General features: G+C 61.9%; 15 protein-coding genes. 14 read left to right on the top strand and 1 reads right to left on the bottom strand.

All coding sequences use genetic code 11. From position 1 onward, the window contains the following. Positions 1-74: 74 nt before the first annotated feature. Entirely contained in the window at positions 75-404 is a 330-nt protein-coding gene (erpA, locus tag M728_RS06600; protein WP_026614241.1) for an iron-sulfur cluster insertion protein ErpA, read from the bottom strand. Between the two features lie 215 nt (positions 405-619). On the opposite strand from erpA, the gene M728_RS06605 reads away from it, so the two are divergent. The 14 genes from M728_RS06605 to M728_RS06670 all read left to right on the top strand — a co-directional run bounded on the left by M728_RS06605 (position 620) and on the right by M728_RS06670 (position 16,201). Beyond that, positions 620-1,837: a deoxyguanosinetriphosphate triphosphohydrolase gene (locus M728_RS06605; protein WP_026623268.1), complete on the top strand. Its 1,218-nt coding sequence runs from the start codon at positions 620-622 to the stop codon at positions 1,835-1,837. A gap of 96 nt (positions 1,838-1,933) precedes the next feature. Further along, positions 1,934-3,694 carry an arginine--tRNA ligase gene (argS, locus tag M728_RS06610; protein ID WP_026623267.1) on the top strand — a complete coding sequence of 587 codons (1,761 nt, stop codon included), beginning with the start codon at positions 1,934-1,936 and terminating at the stop codon, positions 3,692-3,694. A gap of 63 nt (positions 3,695-3,757) precedes the next feature. Further along, the gene (locus M728_RS06615; protein ID WP_026623266.1) at positions 3,758-6,658 is read left to right on the top strand and encodes an SPOR domain-containing protein; all 2,901 of its coding nucleotides are present in this window, start codon (positions 3,758-3,760) and stop codon (positions 6,656-6,658) included. A gap of 138 nt (positions 6,659-6,796) precedes the next feature. Next, a complete protein-coding gene (gene nagZ / locus M728_RS06620) occupies positions 6,797-7,813 on the top strand; it encodes a beta-N-acetylhexosaminidase (RefSeq protein ID WP_026623265.1) in 1,017 nt (338 codons plus the stop codon). Positions 7,814-7,878: 65 nt separating this feature from the next. Continuing rightward, positions 7,879-8,745, top strand: a complete 867-nt coding sequence (locus M728_RS06625; protein ID WP_026623264.1) for a ScpA family protein — start codon at positions 7,879-7,881, stop codon at positions 8,743-8,745. Beyond that, positions 8,738-9,475, top strand: coding sequence for an SMC-Scp complex subunit ScpB (scpB, locus tag M728_RS06630; RefSeq protein ID WP_026623263.1), 738 nt, complete (start codon positions 8,738-8,740; stop codon positions 9,473-9,475). The genes M728_RS06625 and scpB overlap by 8 nt, the downstream gene beginning before the upstream one ends. A 74-nt stretch (positions 9,476-9,549) precedes the next feature. Beyond that, positions 9,550-10,659: an ABC transporter ATP-binding protein gene (locus M728_RS06635; RefSeq protein ID WP_026623262.1), complete on the top strand. Its 1,110-nt coding sequence runs from the start codon at positions 9,550-9,552 to the stop codon at positions 10,657-10,659. Between the two features lie 91 nt (positions 10,660-10,750). Continuing rightward, positions 10,751-10,957 carry a twin-arginine translocase TatA/TatE family subunit gene (locus tag M728_RS06640; RefSeq protein WP_026614233.1) on the top strand — a complete coding sequence of 69 codons (207 nt, stop codon included), beginning with the start codon at positions 10,751-10,753 and terminating at the stop codon, positions 10,955-10,957. 71 nt (positions 10,958-11,028) lie between these two features. Continuing rightward, positions 11,029-11,682 carry a Sec-independent protein translocase protein TatB gene (tatB, locus tag M728_RS06645; protein ID WP_026623261.1) on the top strand — a complete coding sequence of 218 codons (654 nt, stop codon included), beginning with the start codon at positions 11,029-11,031 and terminating at the stop codon, positions 11,680-11,682. After that, positions 11,679-12,521 (top strand): twin-arginine translocase subunit TatC, encoded by an 843-nt coding sequence (gene tatC / locus M728_RS06650; RefSeq protein ID WP_026623260.1) that lies wholly within the window; start codon positions 11,679-11,681, stop codon positions 12,519-12,521. Before tatB ends, tatC begins: the two co-directional genes overlap by 4 nt. A 143-nt stretch (positions 12,522-12,664) precedes the next feature. After that, positions 12,665-13,948: a serine--tRNA ligase gene (gene serS / locus M728_RS06655; protein WP_026623259.1), complete on the top strand. Its 1,284-nt coding sequence runs from the start codon at positions 12,665-12,667 to the stop codon at positions 13,946-13,948. A 26-nt stretch (positions 13,949-13,974) separates the two neighbouring features. After that, complete coding sequence (surE, locus tag M728_RS06660; protein WP_026623258.1) at positions 13,975-14,745, top strand: 5'/3'-nucleotidase SurE; 771 nt, start codon at positions 13,975-13,977, stop codon at positions 14,743-14,745. A gap of 35 nt (positions 14,746-14,780) precedes the next feature. After that, positions 14,781-15,395: a protein-L-isoaspartate(D-aspartate) O-methyltransferase gene (locus tag M728_RS06665; RefSeq protein ID WP_370906473.1), complete on the top strand. Its 615-nt coding sequence runs from the start codon at positions 14,781-14,783 to the stop codon at positions 15,393-15,395. A gap of 155 nt (positions 15,396-15,550) precedes the next feature. Then, complete coding sequence (locus tag M728_RS06670) at positions 15,551-16,201, top strand: hypothetical protein (protein ID WP_026623256.1); 651 nt, start codon at positions 15,551-15,553, stop codon at positions 16,199-16,201. Positions 16,202-16,265: the final 64 nt, after the last annotated feature.

Here is a 16,265-nt window from a genome sequence, read left to right on the forward strand (position 1 = left end):
GAATTGCTGCATATTCAGTCCTTAAATCGGCTACGATTTAAGGAAACAAGCAGCAGGCGTCGCGCCGATGCTCGTCAGATCGAAAAACTTGTGCCGCAGCCACAACTTGCGACCGCATTCGGATTCTTGATCTGAAAGGACTGGCCGAGCAGGTTGTCCACGAAGTCGATTTCCGAGCCGCCCATGTAGACGAGCGAAAGACTGTCGATCAGGACTTTGGCATTGCCCTTTTCCAGAACGAGGTCGTCCTCGTTTTCCTGATCAACCAGATCGAACTTATAGGAGAAGCCGGAGCAGCCGCCGCCCTCGACGGAGACGCGCATGGCGCTCTTGTCTTTTTCCGCCTGGAGAATCGCGGCAATGCGTTTGGCCGCCGCATCCGAGAGGGTCACTGTTTCCTGCATCGTCTTTGCCTCCTGCCGGGGTCAAGAACCGGAGAGATTCGTTTTCGTCTTGGCGTTACAATCGCACGGAACGGAGAGCCGAGCGTCGGTATTTCCGCCAATTCATTGTTCTTTCGCAATGATCTAGGCGGCACGCGATCGCTGCTTTCCTGTAGCGCATACTATAGGTATGAAGGCTTGAATGCCCCGTCAATGGGACGACCTTCAGGTGTGACATGACATTCGACAGAAAGGCCCTCGGCTTCGGTTACGGCGAACATGCCGCTTTTGCTTCGGACCCTTGGACTTCGCGCGGCAGGCTCTATCCTGAGGCATCGAGCCCGACCCGATCCGATTTCCAGCGCGACCGTGACCGCATCGTCCACACGACCGCTTTCCGTCGCTTGAAGCACAAGACCCAGGTATTCATCGCGGCCGACGGCGATCACTACCGCACGCGACTGACGCATACGATCGAGGTCGCCCAGATCGCTCGTGCCCTGGCGCGCGCGCTGAAGCTTGACGAGGATCTTGCGGAGGGCGTCGCGCTCGTCCACGATTTCGGCCATACGCCCTTCGGGCACACCGGCGAGGATGCGCTGCACGACGTGTTGAAGCCCTATGGCGGCTTCGATCACAACGCCCAGTCGTTGCGGATCGTCACCAAACTGGAGCGGCGTTACGCGGAATTCGACGGGCTGAACCTGACATGGGAGAGCCTCGAGGGCCTCGTGAAACACAATGGGCCGCTGGTGACCGCGGACGGGCAGGGCACGCGCGGTCCGGTTCCGCAGCCGATCCTCGACTACTGTGCTATCCACGACCTCGAGCTCGCAAGTTTTGCCAGTCTGGAGGCTCAGGTTGCCGCAATAGCTGACGATATCGCTTATAATACCCATGATATCGACGACGGATTGCGGGCGGGCTATCTCACCTTCGATATGCTGGAGGAGGTCCCGTTTCTCGCTGGGCTGATGCGCGAGGTCCGCGATCGCTATCCGGGCCTGGAAAGGAGTCGCTTCACGCATGAGATCATGCGGCGGCAGATCACTGCGATGGTCGAGGACGTGATCGGCATAGCGCAGGCGCGTCTTCGTGAAATCCGGCCTCAGAGCGTTGGCGACGTTCGGGGCGCCGGCAAGATCATCGCAACCTTCTCTGAGGCGATGAGCGAGACGGACCGGCAAATCAAGAACCTGCTGATGACGCGTATCTATCGGCATCCGGAGGTTATGCGCGTGCGGCAGGCAGCGGCATCGATCGTGACGGATCTCTATCGGGCTTTCATGGCCGATCCGTTGCTCATGAAAGAGCATTACTGGATCGATCAGATCGCCGGCATGGCCGAGCCGGCCCGCGCACGCCATGTCGGAGATTATCTCGCCGGGATGACGGACACTTTCGCGATAAGCGTGCACAGGCGCTTGTTTGACCATACGCCTGATTTGCGCTAGTGACGCCCCGCGCGGAGGCTAGAGGTTCACGATGAACCCGGCCTCCTTTTGAATTTGCGCCATTCTCCAGTGTGGCTGGGAAAGCGGACGGATCAGATGAATCTTTTCACAGACTTCGAATCAAGAATTAAGAACATTCTGGAATCCGTTGATATCGTTCGTGTAAAGCGATCTGATCTCGATTTTGGGCGAATCAATGTCGAGCCGCCCCGCGATGCAAGCCACGGCGATGTGGCGACCAACGCGGCAATGGTTCTGGCGAAGCCGCTGGGCATGAACCCGCGCGCGTTTGCCGACCTGATCGTCGAGAAGCTGCGGCTGGAGCCTGAGGTGGCTGAGGTCTCCGTCGCCGGGCCGGGGTTCATCAATGTCCGCCTCTCGGTGGGCTACTGGCAGAAGCTTCTGTCGGCAATGGCGCGGGCAGATACCGATTTCGGCCGCAGCACCGTCGGCGCCGGGCGGAAGGTGAACGTCGAATATGTCTCGGCCAATCCGACGGGGCCGATGCATGTCGGCCATTGCCGCGGCGCAGTCGTCGGCGACGCGCTCGCCAACCTCCTGGCCTTTGCTGGCTACGACGTGACGAAGGAATACTACATCAATGACGCCGGTTCGCAGATCGACGTGCTCGCCCGGTCGGCGTTCCTGCGTTACCGACAGGCGCTCGGCGAGGAGATCGGTGAGATTCCGGCCGGGCTCTATCCCGGCGACTATCTCGTGCCTGTCGGCGAGGCGCTCGCGGATGAATTCGGCACGAGCCTCAGGATCATGCCGGACGAGAAGTGGATGCCGCTCGTCAAGGAGCGTGTGATCGACGCGATGATGGCGATGATCCGTGAAGATCTGGCGGCGCTCAACGTCAACCATGATGTCTTCTTTTCCGAGCGGACGCTGCACGACAACGGCGCGGCGCCAATCCGTACCGCCATCAACGACCTGACCTTCAAGGGTCATGTCTACAAGGGCACGCTGCCGCCCCCGAAGGGGCAGTTGCCGGAGGACTGGGAAGACCGCGAGCAGGTTCTCTTCCGCTCGACCGAAGTGGGCGACGACATCGATCGCCCGCTGATCAAGTCCGACGGGAGCTATACTTACTTTGCTGCCGACGTTGCTTACTTCAAGGACAAGTTCGACCGTGGTTTCCACGAAATGATCTATGTCCTCGGCGCCGATCATGGCGGTTACGTCAAGCGCCTGGAAGCTTTGGCGCGCGCGATTTCCGGCGGTACGGCGAAGCTGACGGTGTTGCTTTGCCAGCTTGTCAAGCTCTACCGCAATGGCGAGCCCGTGAAGATGTCCAAGCGCTCGGGTGATTTCGTGACCCTTCGCGATGTTGTCGACGAAGTCGGTCGCGATTCTGTGCGGTTCATGATGCTTTACCGCAAGAACTCGGAGCCGCTCGACTTCGACTTTGCCAAGGTGACGGAGCAGTCGAAGGATAATCCGGTCTTCTACGTACAATATGCCCATGCGCGTTGCCGGTCCGTATTCCGTCAGGCGGCGGAAGCGTTCTCCGACCTTGATTTGTCCTCGATCGATCTTGCCGGCGCTGTGATGGGTAGGATTGTTGACCCTGCGGAAACACAGCTCGTCGCCAAACTGGCAGAATATCCGCGCGTGGTTGAGGCGGCGGCACTCTCGCAGGAGCCTCATCGAATCGCTTTTTACCTGTATGATCTTGCAGCGGTCTTCCACGGACTCTGGAACAAAGGTAAAGAAAATCCGGAATTACGGTTTGTTAACGATAAGAACAGAGAATTAAGCATTGCCAGACTCGGGCTGGTGCATGCTGTCGCCTCGGTATTGAAGTCAGGCCTGTCGATAACAGGCACTTCGGCACCGGAAGAGATGCGGTAGGTAGTGTCACCATTTCCCCACAATGCACTGGCAATTCAACGCAGGCAGTTGTGAGTGGAGAGTATGGCAGACAAACAATTCGCACGAAGCGGTCCGGCAGAATTCGATACATTGGCCGATGATGATCCGTTGAGCGAACTTGCCCGCATTGTCGGTTACGATGCTCGGCCAGCCGTTCAGCAATTGCAGGAGCTGCAGCGCCACCAGGAGACCATGCGGCGTGAGCCGGCCTTCGATCTCGAGGAGGAACTGCTCCGCGCGTTCGATAGCTACGATGCTCCCCGCGCCGCGCCGGTCCAGCCGGATAGCGGCCTCATCGAGCATCCGTCTGCCGGTATTGCCGAGGGGCCGTCTTCCGGTTCGAATGAGCAGCCCATCGAGGCTGCTCCCGCTGTCGAGGACGTTGCCTCAGCGGAACATCGTTCCGCCCCGGTCGAGCAAGCGCCTGTCGAGGTGGCTTCGCCTGTGTCGGTTCCCAATCCTTTCGCCGTCGAGGAACAGGCCATCGTCGACGAGCCGCAGGCGGTCGAAGCGGCCGACGACCTAGAGCGCGAGCTCGAATTGTCGCTTGGCTATAATTTGCCGCTCGATGCCGCCGAGGGCGAGATCGCGCAGCCAGCACCTGAGCCTAAGGTAGACGAGCTTCCCGCTTTCTATGACTGGCAGGAACCGCTATCGTCTAAGCTAGCGGCTGCCGGTAAGCTTGGAGAACAGGCGGCGGAGCCCGTCTACTTCGACATGGCCGCGGATCATGTCTCATCGGTCGAAGTGAAACGGTCGGAAGGCGTTGCCGCCGCTGAGTCCGCTGCGCCGTCGCAGCCTGCTGCGCCTTCCGGTGGAGACGATGGCCTCCTGGCTGATGTCGAGCGGTTCCCCATTGCCTTAGCGACCGGCATGGTGGCCGCCGCGGCTGAACCTGTGGTTCAGGAGCGGGCCGCTTCCGCCGTGAAGAAGAATACCTATCCCTTTACACCGATGTTCAGTCGCGCGACGCCGGTTGCGTCGCCAACCGGCGTTTCGCCGCAGCGAGCCTTTGCCTCCCCCATGACGGAGCCGGCTGCCGCGAAGGCGACTGCTGCCCCGGCCGTTCTGCCGGACGTGCCCGAAGCAGTGCCCGCAGCCCCTCAATTCGTAGCGAAGCGAGAGCCGGAAGCCGAGGTCGAGCCGAGCTTCGATATAGAGAACTTCGAACTGGAACTGGCTGACATCGCGCTCGACATTGATTTGGCGGAGGAAGGTGCGGAGGAGGCGGCGCCGAGCGTCCCCGAGCAGCCGATCGCATCGCACCCTGCACTTGTGGAGTCGCCCGCGCAGCCGTTCCTGCAGGCGTTGGGCGTGCCGAAAGAGCCGGAATCACGCGCCGATCAGCCCCGGTCATCGGCTCCTGAGGTCGTCGAGGAGCCGCCGACCGAAAGCCCGCTGCCCTTCGATCCGGCCATGATTGGCGAAACGGAAAGCGGCGTGGCGCCGATTGCCGATCTCGATGTTCCGCAATTGCCGGTCCTGGAGGCCGAAGAAAAATCTGTTCCTTATCCGGCCGATTACGATCTCGATATCGACGCCGAAATGGCGCAGCTTTTCGCCACGCCCGCGCCTGCCGCCAAGAGCGGCGCGCACGCCGGCGATGCTGATATGGCCGCAACGCCAGCCTCAACGGCCAAGGGCGCTCCCGCTCTCGCTTCGATCGATGATTTCGACGAGTTCGAGAAGGCGATGGAGGAGGACTTCCAGCGCTCGATGGCGGAGCGCCGCGGCACCGTGCAGGAGGTCGAACGCATGGCGGCAGCGCCGCGGGCCGATGCCGACGACTATGCCGAGCAGGGCTATGGCCGCCGCTCCCAGCGCACGATGCTCCTGGCCGCGAGCGTTGCCGGCATCATCATTCTCGGTGGCGCCGGCGTTTACGCCTGGATGGGCGGGAGCAACGCAGTGCTTTCCGGCGACGGCCCGAAGATCATCCTTGCGGACAAGGACCCGGTGAAGGTCGTGCCGGAGGAGAAGGGCGGCAAGACCGTGCCCAATCAGGATAAGGCCGTTTACGACCGCGTTGCTGGCGACAAGAACATTGCCCCTTCCCAGGAGGCCCTGGTCTCCTCGACGGAAGAACCGATGGACGTGGTGCAGAGAACGTTGACTCCTGAGACCTTGCCGCTCGAAGGCAGCAATGAAGCCGACGGCTTGGCTGGCGTACCCGCCGCGGACGAAGACGAAGTCGCACGGCTGTTGCCGGATGGCGATGGCATCAATGCCGAAGAGGCCGAAGCGGCGAAGGGGCCTGCCGTCACGCCGCGCAAGGTCCGTACCATGATCGTGAAGCCGGACGGCACGCTGGTCCAGCGCGAAGAGCCGGCAGCGCAGCCGGAAAGCGTCGCCGTCGCCAGTGCGGAGCCGATCCCGGCACGGGCCTCCGGCGTCGCATCCGGCTCGCAGGGCAAGGCAGCCGCTGCCGACGCCGACGCCGAATTGCGCGCTGCCGAGCAGCCGGCAGGACGCGCGGACGAAGTCGCTCTCTCCGCGGCGGAAGACGCGGTGGGCGAACTCGCCCCCGTTCGCAGCGTCAAGACGACCGCTGTCGGCAACGAGGCGACGCCACGGCCGCAGACGCGCCCGGCGGGTGAGGCGGGAACGGGCGCTATTCAGCGTCCCGCGGAAAGCCAACCTGCAACGCAAACAGCAAGCGCCGAGCAGGCAGCCCCCTTGGCAACGGCTTCGGTTCCGGCCGGAAGCTATGTAATCCAGATCGCGTCGCTCCCCTCGGAGGCCGAAGCGCAGAAGAGCTATAACAATCTCTCGGCGAAGTTCGCGAGCGTCATCGGCGGCCGTGGTGTCGATATCCGCAAGGCGGAGATCGCCGGTAAGGGCACCTATTATCGGGTACGCATACCGGCTGGTTCGCGCGAGGAGGCGAATGCGCTTTGCTCAAAGTACAAGAGTGCAGGCGGAAGCTGCCTCGTAACCAAGTAGGTTTCGAAGGGATTCGATCTACGGTCAGGCGCGGCAGAGATGCCGCGCCTGTTTCATTGCAGATACTTGCCTGTGCATGAGCCGCGAACCAGCGCTTTGTGGCTTCGCGGCGCAGGCCGGGGACACTATGCTTCTCGCATGAGCGAATCAAAAGCATTCATTTCCGGCTGCAAGGGGCTTACGCTGACGGCGGAGGAGCGCAGCTTCTTTGCCGGCGAGCGCCCCTGGGGCTTCATCCTCTTCGGACGCAACATCGGCGCGGAAGAGCAGATCCGTGATCTGGTCGAGAGCCTGCGTGAAAGCATCGGCAGCCCGAAGGCGCCGGTGCTGATCGATCAGGAAGGGGGGCGCGTCCAGCGCATCCGCCCGCCGCTTGTGCAGCAATATCCGAGTGGCGCGGTGATCGGCGAGATCTATCGGCGAGACAGGGAAATGGGCCTGCGCGCCGCATGGCTGATGGGCCGGCTTCACGCCTTCGACCTGATGCGTTTCGGCATCACCGTCGATTGCCTGCCGGTTCTGGACGTGCCCGTGCCCGGAAGTCACGATGTAATCGGCAACCGGGCCTATGGCCACGATCCGGCGACGGTCGCTGCCATCGGCCGCGCGATGAGCGAGGGATTAAAGGCAGGCGGTATGCTGCCGGTCATGAAGCACATGCCCGGCCACGGCCGTACCTTCGTCGACTCGCATCACAGCCTGCCTGTCGTCAGCGCCGATCGGAACGAGTTGGAGAACAGCGACTTCCTGCCCTTCATTGCAATGAAGGATGAAGCGATGGCCATGTCGGCGCACATGGTTTTCACCGCAATCGACCCCGACAATCCGGCGACGACCTCCGCCAAAGTGGTGCGCGAGATCATTCGCGGCCATATCGGCTTCGACGGCCTTTTGATGTCCGATGACGTGTCGATGAATGCTCTCGCCGGCGACATGGCGACACGCGCGAAGGGTATTATCGCTGCGGGCCTTGATCTCGTCTTGCATTGCCATGGCATAATGGAGGAAATGAAGGCCGTCGCCGACGTTGTGCCGGTGCTTTCCGGCGAGCGGCTGCGCCGGGCGAGGGCGGCCGAGGCCGCGTTCCAGAAACCCGATAGTTCAAACGAAGCCGTATTGCGAACGGAGTTCAATGCGATGTTCGCCCTGGCATAGAGCGGCCGCGTGCCGCTATAAGCCGACCGGGTTTGAGGCGGCGCCGCCGCGCTGAAAGGATAGTGGTGACGAGTTCGGGCGAGAGGCAGGGAGAAGCTGTGACGAAGGCGCCGCTGGAGCCTTTGTGGCAGGACGAGTCCGCCGATCGTGGATTGCACGAGGAAGAACTCGTCGTCGACATTGCAGGCTTTGAAGGTCCCCTCGATCTGCTTCTGCATCTCGCCCGCAGCCAACGCGTCGATCTTTCCCGCATCTCGGTCCTGGCGCTTGCGGAGCAATATATCGCCTTCATCGAACGGGCGCGGTCCATTCGCATCGAGCTTGCGGCCGATTACCTCGTCATGGCGGCGTGGCTCGCCTACCTCAAATCACGCCTGCTGATCCCGCAGCAGACCAAGGATGAGGGGCTGTCGGGCGAGGAGATGGCCTCAGCGCTCGCATTCCGATTGAAACGGCTGGAGGCGATGCGCGATGCTGCAACGAGATTGGTCAACAGGAACCGCCTCGGCCGCGACATCTTCGCGCGCGGAGCGCCCGAGCACATCGTCGCAGAGAAGAGATCCGGCTGTGACGCCTCGCTTTACGACCTGCTGACGGCCTATGCCACGCTCAGGCAGCGTCAGGCGATAACGCAGGTGACGATCGAGAAGCGCCACGTCTGGTCGCTCGCCGATGCGCGGCTGATCCTGGCGAGGATGGTCGGAAGCCTCGATGATTGGACCGCACTCGACCACTTTCTGGTCCGGTACATGACAAGCCCGAAGGAGCGCGCGACGGCGATTGCGAGTTCCTTTGCCGCGTCGCTCGAAATGGTGCGAGAGGGAAGGTTGGAAATCCGTCAGGAGGGCGCCTTCGCGCCTATCTACCTCAAACGTGGGCCAAGACCGTTCGATGCGGCAACCCTGGCGGAGATGGAGGCAGCGCGTGGCTGAAGCGCAGAGATACTTGCCCGGGTTGCCGGAAGAGGAAGACGAGATCGACGACGTCGCGTTCGATCCCCGGCTCGAACTGGAGGCGGAGCGGATCGCCGAAGCGCTCGTCTTTGCGTCGGCTCAACCCGTTTCCGAAGCCTATATCGCCAGTCGCCTCCCAAACGGTGTCGATGTCGGACGGATCATGTTGCGGCTGAAGGGTCTCTATGCGAGCCGCGGCGTCAACCTGGTCCAGGTCGCGGATCACTGGGCCTTCCGGACGTCCGCCGATCTCTCCTTCGTCGTCCAGACGGACGAGCAGGAGGTAAAGAAACTCTCCCGCGCGGCGCTCGAAGTGCTGGCGATCATCGCCTATCATCAACCGGTGACGCGCGCCGAGATCGAGGACATACGCGGCGTGCAGACCTCGAAAGGCACTCTCGATGTGCTGATGGAGGCGGGCTGGGTGAGATTCCGAGGCCGGAGACGGACGCCGGGGCGGCCGGTGACGTTCGGAACGACGAGGGACTTCCTCGACCATTTCGGCCTCGAGGAAATCCGCGATCTTCCGGGCATCGAGGAATTGAAAGGTGCCGGCCTGCTGTCCGGTCGTGTCCCCTCGAGCCTGCATATCCCGGTTCCCGTCGGCGAGGACGAGCTTTCCGAGAACGAGGACCCCATTTCCCAGATGGACCTTGAGGAGCTGGGCCTCTTGACACCGAAGGCTGAAGAAGACGATTACAAATCCTGAGTAGGGTTATCGGCTTTAAAGCGCGCCGATGTGGGCGATGCGGCCGAACGTCTTCGGGTCAAGGAATGCAGGGTATGGTTTCAGACTCGCTCAACGGCACCGTCACGACGACGAGAAGGCCGGGCGTGTCCTTCGCGGCAAGCCTGGCATTCGAGAACATCAGCCACCGCTATCATTCCAAGGAGACGATCAAGGGCGTCACGCTTAAGGCAGAGGCGGGTGAAGTACTCTGTCTCCTTGGCCCATCCGGCTCCGGCAAGACAACCTTGTTGCGGATCGCCGCCGGCATAGAGCTGCAGACTGGGGGACGGCTGCTCCTGAACGGGCGGGAGATTTCGGGACCGTCCGTCTTTCTCCCGCCGGAGAAGCGCGGCGTCGGCCTCATGTTTCAGGACTTCGCGCTCTTCCCGCACATGACGATCCGGGGCAATGTCTCCTTCGGCTTGACGGATCTGCCGAAGAAGGAAGCGTTGATCCAGGCGGATGCGGCACTGGAACGCGTCGGGCTCCTGCATTACGCCGAGCGCTATCCTCACGTGCTGTCGGGCGGCGAGCAGCAGCGAGTGGCGCTTGCCCGTGCGCTCGCTCCACGGCCCGCAGTGCTTTTGATGGACGAACCCTTCTCTGGCCTCGATTCCCGCCTGAAGGATTCGATCCGCGCCGACACGCTGGCGATCCTGCGGGAGACGCGGGCTACCGCCATCGTCGTCACCCATGACGCCGAGGAGGCGATGCGGATGGCGGATCGGATCGCGCTTCTGAAAGACGGCCGTCTTGTTCAGGTCGGTACGGCGGACGAACTCTATCGTAAGCCATGCGACCTCTTTGCTGCCGGCTTCTTTTCGGAGATAAACGTCTTCGACGTCCGTGTACGCGGCGGCCGGGTCGAAACACCCTTGGGCGTGGTTCCGGCCGGGCGCTACGCCGAGGGGCAGGCCCTCAGCGTGGCGGTCCGGCTTTCAGGCGTTCAGCTCAAGGAGGAGGGCGGTGATATTCCCGCCCGCATCGTCTCCCGCCGCTTTCTCGGCGTCGTCGAGCTTCTGGAACTCGCCGTGCCGCAATCCGAGCGCACGGTAAGGGCTCGCATCCGCGCCGATCTGTTGCCGCAAGGATTGCGTGACGTCACGCTTTCCGTTAACGAGCGCGACATATTGGTGTTTGAAAAAGACGCCTCGACAGCTTAAGTACCGTCATAATGGGATCGTGCTTCCGGGCGCGCCTGAAAAATGACAACGTGATGGCTTTAAATCGATAAAGCCTCGAGGGAGTAAGTGAATGGGTTCCTTTAGCATCTGGCACTGGCTGATCGTCCTGGTGGTCGTGCTGCTTTTGTTTGGCCGCGGCAAGATCCCGGAACTGATGGGCGACGTTGCCAAAGGCATCAAGAACTTCAAGAAGGGCATGACCGACGACGATGCCGCGGCCGCCGACAAGGCGATCGACGGCAAGACCGTCGAACACAAGTCCGACGAAGTCCGCTAACGATCGGAAGTTGGCGGATCGGGTGCGGGGTGGGCGCCCGGTGAGTACTGCGGATTTGTAGGGCGCGTCGGATGCTTGATATCGGCTGGACCGAGCTTGTTGTTATCGCAATCGTCTTGATTGTCGTCGTTGGGCCGAAGGACCTTCCGCCGATGCTGCGGGCCTTCGGGCGGATGACATCCAAGATGCGCGGCATGGCTGCGGATTTCCGGCGGCAGTTCGATGAAGCATTGCGTGAAGCCGACCTCGACGAGGTACGCAAGACGATCAGCGACGCGCAAAGCCTCAATCCGACGACTGCCCTGCGCGATGCGATGAACCCGCTGCGGCAGCTCGGAAACGAAATCAAGTCCGATCTGCAAAAGGCGACAACGCCCGAAAAGCCGCCGGAGCCGGTAGCGCCCGAGCCGATCGTCGAACCGGCGAAGGCCGAGGCTCCCGTCGAAACGGCGGCGAAGCCGGCGGATACGGTCGCAGCCGCGGCGATAAGCTCGGCATCGAGGCAGATGGACCGCGCCGCCGATGCATCGAAGGCGGGCGAGACGAAGGCCGCCGCGAAACCTAGGGCGGCAGCGTCAAAGAAGCCAGCGGCTGCCGCCGCAGGCACGAAGAAGGCGGCCGGCGCGGCGCCAAAAAAAACAGCAGCGACGAAGGTCGTGAGCGTGGGGCCGGCCGAGGGCAAGCCGAAGACGCGGGCGGCCTCACGCAAGAAGGGTGACGCATGAGCGGCGATATCGAAGACCGGCCGCAGCCGCTTATCGAGCACCTGATCGAGCTGCGCACGCGGCTGATGTGGGCGGTGGGGGCATTCTTCGTGGCCTTCCTCGTCTGCTTCTATTTTGCCAAGCAGTTGTTCAACTTCCTTGTTCTGCCGTTCAAGTGGGCGGTGAGCTGGGCGGGGCTCAGCCACCGCAACGTCGAGCTTATCTACACCGCGCCGCAGGAGTTTTTCTTCACGCAGATCAAGGTCGCCATGTTCGGGGCGTTGGTGATCGCATTTCCCGTGATCGCTTCTCAGATCTACAAGTTCGTCGCGCCCGGCCTCTACAAGAACGAGCGTGCGGCCTTCCTGCCGTTTCTGATTGCCTCGCCTATCCTGTTTCTGCTCGGCGGCGCGCTCGTCTATTTCTTCTTCACACCCATGGTCATGTGGTTCTTCCTCGCCATGGAGCAGGGCGGGGGCGAGGGACAGGTAGCGATCCAGCTCCTGCCGAAGGTCTCGGAATATTTGAGCCTCATCATGTCGCTCGTCTTCGCCTTCGGCCTCGTCTTCCAATTGCCGGTGGTCACCACGCTCCTGGCGCGGGTCGGCTTCGTTACCTCGCAGGGGCTCGCAGAGAAGCGCAAATACGCGATCGTCATCGCCTTCGTCGTCGCCGCCGTCCTGACGCCGCCCGATCCCGTTTCCCAGATCGGCCTTGCGCTGCCAGCTATCCTTCTCTACGAAATTTCAATCTATACGGCGCGACTCGTCGAAAAACGACAGGCAGCCGAGGCCCTCGCACGCGAAGCCGCTTCTGCACAGGAAGGCTCCTCCGAGACAGTGGGCCCGGCGAAGGGCTGATCGTCCGACGTTTTCGCCCGTGATCTGCAGCTTCGCGCGTCTGTTCCGACGCGCGAAGCTCATAGCACTTTGAATCGCTGCACGATTTTTCCTCGATCGCTTCCGATCGGAGGATCATGTAGTCACCAACACGTGGAACGATTATGCTCGACATCAAATGGATCCGTGAAAATGCAGACGCGCTCGATGACGGTCTGGCTAGACGGGGTGCGGAGCCATTGTCGGCGTCGCTGATCGCGCTTGATGAACGCCGCCGTACGATTCTCCAGTCGCTGCAGGACATGCAGTCGCGCCGCAACGCTGCGTCCAAGGAGATTGGCGCCGCGATGGCCCAGAAGAACAGCGAGCTGGCCCAGAAGCTCAAGGCCGAGGTCGCCGAACTCAAGAATATGATGCCGGCTGTGGAGGACGAAAGCCGACGGGTTGAAGCGGAGCTGTCGGATGCTCTGTCGCGCATTCCCAACATCCCGCTTGCGGACGTTCCGGTCGGCCCGGACGAAACCGCCAATGTCGTCACCCGGGTCGTCGGTCAAAAGCCCACCTGGAATCACAGGCCGCTCGAGCATTTCGAAATCGGTGAGGGATTGGGCCTGATGGATTTCGAAGGGGCGGCGCGGATTGCCGGGTCGCGTTTCACGATCCTGAAGGGGCAGCTTGCGCGCCTCGAACGGGCGCTCGGTCAGTTCATGCTTGACCTGCACACGCAGGAGCACGGGTATGTCGAAGTCCAGCCGCCGCTCCTCGTTCGCGATGATGCGATGTATGGCACCGGCCAACTGCCGAAATTTGCCGAAGACCTCTTCCGCACTACGGACGAACGCTGGCTGATCCCGACGGCCGAAGTCCCTCTGACGAATCTGGTGCGCGAGCAGATCCTCGATGGCGAGACCTTGCCGCTGCGCTTCACGGCGCTGACGCCGTGCTTCCGCTCGGAGGCGGGCTCGGCCGGCCGCGACACCCGCGGCATGCTGCGCCAGCACCAGTTCAACAAGGTGGAACTGGTCTCGATCACCGATGCCGAGAGCTCCATCGAAGAGCATGAGCGGATGACGGCCTGCGCTGAGGAGGTGCTGAAGCGCCTCGGCCTGCATTACCGCGTCATGACGCTTTGCACCGGCGATATGGGCTTCGGTGCTCGCAAGACCTATGATCTCGAGGTCTGGCTGCCGGGGCAGGACAACTATCGCGAGATTTCCTCCTGCTCCGTCTGCGGCGACTTCCAGGCGCGGCGCATGAATGCGCGCTACCGCGCGAAGGAAGAGAAGGGCACGAAGTTCGTCCACACGCTGAACGGTTCCGGCGTCGCCGTGGGCCGGGCGCTGATCGCGGTGGTCGAGAACTATCTGAACGACAATGGTTCGGTCACGGTACCTGACGTCCTTGTCCCCTATATGGGCGGCCTGCGGCGGATCGAGAAAGCCGCCTGAGCCCCGGAGAAACGGAAGAGGACGGAATGCGCATCCTGCTCACGAACGACGACGGCATTCATGCCGAGGGTCTCTCCGTTCTGGAACGGATCGCGCGAACGATCTCGGATGACGTGTGGGTGGTCGCGCCGGAGGTGGACCAGAGCGGTCTTGCCCATTCTCTGACGCTTTCCGAACCGCTGCGCCTGCGCCAGCTCTCGGAAAAGCGTTTTGCGCTCAGAGGAACGCCGACCGACTGTGTGATCATGGCGGCCAAGAAGCTTCTCGACCGAAAGCCCGATCTCGTCCTTTCTGGCGTCAATATCGGCGCTAACCTCGCAGATGACGTGACCTATTCCGGAACGGTGGCTGGTGCCATCGAAGGCACTCTTCAGGGCATCCGGTCGATGGCGCTCAGTCAGGCCTTTCAGCATGCCGTCGGCAGGGATATCTCGTGGGATGTCGTCGAAAGCCATGCGCCGGCGCTCATCCGCACATTGATGAATGTCGAGCTGCCGGACGGAACCCTTATCAATCTCAATTTCCCCAATTGCGCGGTGGAAGCTGTCGCGGGGGTGGAAGTCACGTCGCAAGGCAAGCTCGAGTTCGGTCTCACCATTGACGAGCGCACCGATGGCCGCGGGTTCCCCTATTTCTGGCTGCGCTTCGGCGAGCGTTCCGGCGATTTTCGTTCCGGTACCGACATTCGCGCAGTGCGCGAGAACAGGATTTCGGTAACGCCGCTTAAACTAGATATGACGGACTATACCGTTCAGGATCGCATAGCACGCGCGTTGCTGGAGGGGACTGTCGCTTGAACGCACGCATATCCCAGCAGGAGGGGTTTGCAGCGATGGCGCTGCGCCTTCGCTCCGCAGGCGTCGTCAACCATGAGCTGTTGAAGGCGGCGGAGCAAACGCCGAGAGCTTATTTCGCGCCGCCGCAATACCAGGACGATGTCTATTCCAAGCGATTGATACCGCTCGATTGCGGTTCGTTCATGGAAGGCTGTGACTTCGCAGTTCGGCTGCTGCACTGCCTCAATATCAAGCCGGGCCAGCGCATACTCGAAGTCGGAACCGGCAGCGGCTTCACCGCGGCCGTGATGGGACGCATCGCCGAGCGGGTCCTGACGATCGAGCGTTATCAGACGCTGGTGGCCGCGGCGCAGAAGAACCTCGAGAAAGCCGGCATTCGCAACGTCGTCGTCAGGCAGGCCGACGGCAGCGCCGGCGTGCCGGGCGAGGGGACCTTCGACCGGATTCTCATCACGGCCGCCTTCAACAGTCTGCCGCGGATATTCTCCGATCATCTCGTCTCCGGCGGCACCCTCTTGGTGCCCATCATGATGAGCGAAACGCAATGCCGTATCGTTCGCGTCAACCGCACGGGCAGCCGCTTCGATCGCGAAGATCTCTTCGACGCGCCGTACCTTCCGATCGTCCCGCAACTGGCATCCTTCCTTTAGGACGCGCGGCTTCCTTGTTGCGCCATTCACGCATTCTTAACCGACTCCAGTTCCGCGCAAGCTTGCTGCCCTAGGCCAAGAAGGCGCGACGCTTCGCGGTGCGGGCAAACTTGGCCCGCGTCGTGCGGTTGTCGTGCAGATGACGGAGACGGCATATGCAGATCGCGAACAGGTTGACTGCGGCGACCGGCGGCGACGGCTTGGGCAATCTCGCCGGGCGTTCCGCCGAGCAGGTCGAGGCTGGAAACAAAGGCGAAAGCGGCGCGCAGGTGTTGCCTGCGACCTTTGTTGACCCGACGCCGCGGATCTCGCTCTCTGTCGATGCGCTGCTTTATCTGAGCCGGACGAAGAAGTCGCCCGAGCGGATGCCGCCTCTCACGAACGACGAATGGAACAACCGGCTTTCGCCGCAGCTTGCGGCACGCGAATATCGGGCCTTCGGCAAGTTCGCCGAAACCGGCCACTACAGGGCTTACTACGGGGCCTTCATCGATTACTATGACAACCTCCGTCCGGAGGATCAGAATAGTCTGCGCTACTTTGGCACTCGCGAAGCGGCGGTCGCCGGCTTGCGATCGCTCGAATATGACGCCGAGAGCGGACTGGACGTCGATACGAACTTCGAAAGGCTCGTAAGCGTCGTCCTCGACGAGGACAAGACGGCCTCTTCTACCGTCTCGACGACGCCGCCACTGGCGGAAAACGCCGTTTTCGCCTGGGATGTATCCAGCATCAGCTATGAGGACGAGGCGCGCGAGCCGAACTCGCTCTCGCAAATCGAGCGACTTTATTCTGAGCTCCTTTAAGGCCGTCCTCTTTCGGCCCCACTGCTGTGTCTGTCCTTAAGTGGCGTCCGCCGTCGCGCGGCTA

It is taken from the genome of Ensifer sp. WSM1721 (assembly GCF_000513895.2).
In the GTDB taxonomy this organism is placed as follows: domain Bacteria; phylum Pseudomonadota; class Alphaproteobacteria; order Rhizobiales; family Rhizobiaceae; genus Sinorhizobium.